This window comes from Reyranella sp. (genome assembly GCF_050185545.1).
GTDB lineage: Bacteria > Pseudomonadota > Alphaproteobacteria > Reyranellales > Reyranellaceae > Reyranella.
Genome location: NZ_JBFWZI010000184.1, coordinates 11,014 through 13,662, shown reverse-complemented (window position 1 = coordinate 13,662; position 2,649 = coordinate 11,014). Strand labels below are relative to the sequence as shown.

Below are 2,649 nucleotides of genomic sequence, written 5' to 3'. Positions count from 1 at the left end.
CCGGCGACCGGCATCATCTTCCGCGAGACTCCGGGCACCTACGACTACGAATGGCATCCCGCGCCGCGCCGGCAGTACATCATCAATCTCGACGGCGCCGTCAGCATCCAGGCGAGCGACGGCGAGACGCGCATCATCGGCGCCGGCGAGGTGCTGCTGGTCGAGGATGTCACCGGCAAGGGTCATTTCTCGAAGGCGGTCGAAGGCAAGATGCGCCATTCTATCTTCGTCCCCATCGAGTAGAGGTTGCCATGAACGTCCAGACCGCGATCGATCCGATCAATGACCTCGTCGAGCAGGCCAAGCGCGTCCTCCCGGGCGGCAGCTTCGGCAACATGCCGGCCGAGGTGATCCTGCGCGAGGGCAAGGCGGGGCGGATCTGGGACGAGGCTGGCCGCGAGTATGTCGACTTCCTCCTGGGCTCCGGACCGATGTTCATCGGCCATGCGCATCCCGAAGTGACGGCGGCGGTGCAGGCCCAGGTGCCGCTCGGCACGACCTATTTCGGCAACAACCGCCATGGCATCGCGCTCGCCGAGGCGATCTGCGATGCCGTGCCGTGCGCCGACCAGGTGCGCTTCGTCTGCTCGGGCACCGAGGCTGATCTCTACGCCATGCGGGCGGCGCGCGCCTTCAGAAAGCGCGACAAGATCCTGAAGTTCGAGGGCGGCTATCACGGCATGAGCGACTACGCGCTGATGTCGCTGGCGCCCAAGCGGCCGGGCAATTTTCCGCGGCCGACGCCCGACTCGGCCGGCATCCCGAAGTCGGTGCAGGACGAGATGCTGGTCGCGGCGTTCAACGACATCGACATGGTCGAAAGCCTGATCGAGGAGCAGAAGGACGAGCTGGCGGGCGTCATCGTCGAGCCGTTCCAGCGCCTGATCCCGCCCAGGCCCGGTTTCCTCCAGGCCCTGCGTGCGGTGACCGCCAAGCATGACATTCCGCTGATCTTCGACGAGGTCGTGACCGGCTTCCGCTTCGCCTATGGCGGCGCGCAGGAATACTACGGCGTCACGCCCGATCTCTGCAGCCTGGGCAAGATCGTGGGTGGCGGCTTCGCCCTGGCCGCGATCGCCGGCCGGGCCGACATCATGAAGCATTTCGACCGGCTGGCGATGACCGACGAGGACTACATCTTCCAGGTCGGCACGCTCTCGGGCAACCCGGTGGCCGCAGTCGCCGGGCTGGCGACCCTCGAGGTGCTGAAGCGGCCGGGCACCTACGAGCAGGTGTTCGCCACCGGGCGCGAGCTGATGACGGCGCTGTCCGAGCTCTTGAAGAAGGCTGGTGTCAAGGCGCAGGTGATCGGCGAGCCGCCGCTGTTCGACGTCGTCTTCACCGACCAGCCGATCAAGGACTACCGCGACACGCTGAAGGGCGACGCCGCGATCGCCAAGCGATTCAATCAGCTCCTGCGTTCCCGCGGGATCATGAAGGGGGAGAGCAAGTACTATGTCAGCCTGGCCCATACCCGCGCCGACATCGATCACACGATCGGCGCCTGGAGCGATGCGCTGAAGGAGCTGACGGCTGGAACGACCTGACAAGCCGGAGCCGCCTGACAGGGCGGCTAGTGGCCTGTTCGTCAGCAGCCGCGGCCATCTCGGTGACGGCAAGGGCGGCGTCCAGCTTTGCACGCGCGAATTCATCGAGGTCATCGAGGCGGCCGGCGTCTCGCTGACCAGGCTGCCGTTCGACGGCGACCGCTCGTGGTCGGCGCGCTTCCTGCGGCTGATCGATTCGTCGCCTTTCGTGCGGCCGTATGGACGCGGCCTGGCCGACGACATCATTCGTGCGGCGCGGCAGAAGCCGGTCGACTACATCTTCCTCAATCAGGAGTTTCTCGCGCCCGTGGCGCCGCTGATCCGGTCGCAATTGCCGGCTGGCTGCCGGATCGTCATCCTCTCGCACGGTGCGGAGATCACCGACCTGCTGCACTCTGTCCGCTTGCGCCATCGCCTGCCGCTCAGCCGGCGCCTCCTGCCGACGCCCGCCCTGCTGCTGGGCCGCGTGCTGGCGAGCGAGCAGCAACTGCGCGAGGAGATCGACGCGGTGTGCACGATCGCACCGTTCGACGCCGATCTGGAGCGATGGTTCGGGGCCAGGCGCGTGGCGTGGGTCCCGCGCCTCATCAAGCCCGATCCGCTCGACTGGCGGCCGGCCGGCGACCGCCTGGGCTTCGTCGGCACACTCGATCACGGCCCCAACCTCGAGGGGCTGGTGCAGACCCTGGATGCTCTTGCCCGCACGCCCGGGCCGCCCGTGCGCGTGCGTGTCGTCGGTGGCCCGCCGGTGCTCGGGCGGTGGCTGGCGGGCAACTACGGCGCCGTCGACTATCTCGGCACGCTCGACGATGCAGCCCTCGCGGCCGAGGCGGCGACCTGGAACGTCTTCCTTCATCCGATCTTCTGCCTGCCGCGCGGCTGCAGCACCAAGCTCGCGACCGGCATTGCCTGGCAGATCCCCATCGTCACCACGGCCGAAGGCCGGCGCGGCTATCTGTGGAACGACGGCACGATGCCGGAAGCGAGCGACGCCGACGATCTCGTGCGGCTCTGCCGGACCCTGCTGGATCCCGTGCTGGCCCATAAGGCGCGGGGCGACATCGCCCGTATCGCCGCCAGCTCTCCCTCGCTCGCGCGCGTG

2 protein-coding genes and 1 pseudogene are annotated in these 2,649 nt (G+C 68.0%); all 3 read left to right on the top strand.

The genetic code is table 11. The annotated features are described in order from the left end of the window. A pseudogene (locus AB7O82_RS31215) lies at positions 1–243 on the top strand (hypothetical protein); the annotation flags it as partial. A gap of 8 nt (positions 244–251) precedes the next feature. After that, complete coding sequence (locus AB7O82_RS31210) at positions 252–1,547, top strand: aspartate aminotransferase family protein (protein ID WP_428621060.1); 1,296 nt, start codon at positions 252–254, stop codon at positions 1,545–1,547. A gap of 208 nt (positions 1,548–1,755) precedes the next feature. Next, on the top strand, positions 1,756–2,649 hold an 894-nt coding region (locus AB7O82_RS31205), incomplete at its 3' end, for a glycosyltransferase (protein ID WP_428621058.1).

Coding starts and splice junctions, on each gene's coding strand:
- AB7O82_RS31210 (WP_428621060.1), top strand. CDS start 252: ATGAACGTCCAGACCGCGATCGATCCGATCAATGACCTCGTCGAGCAG.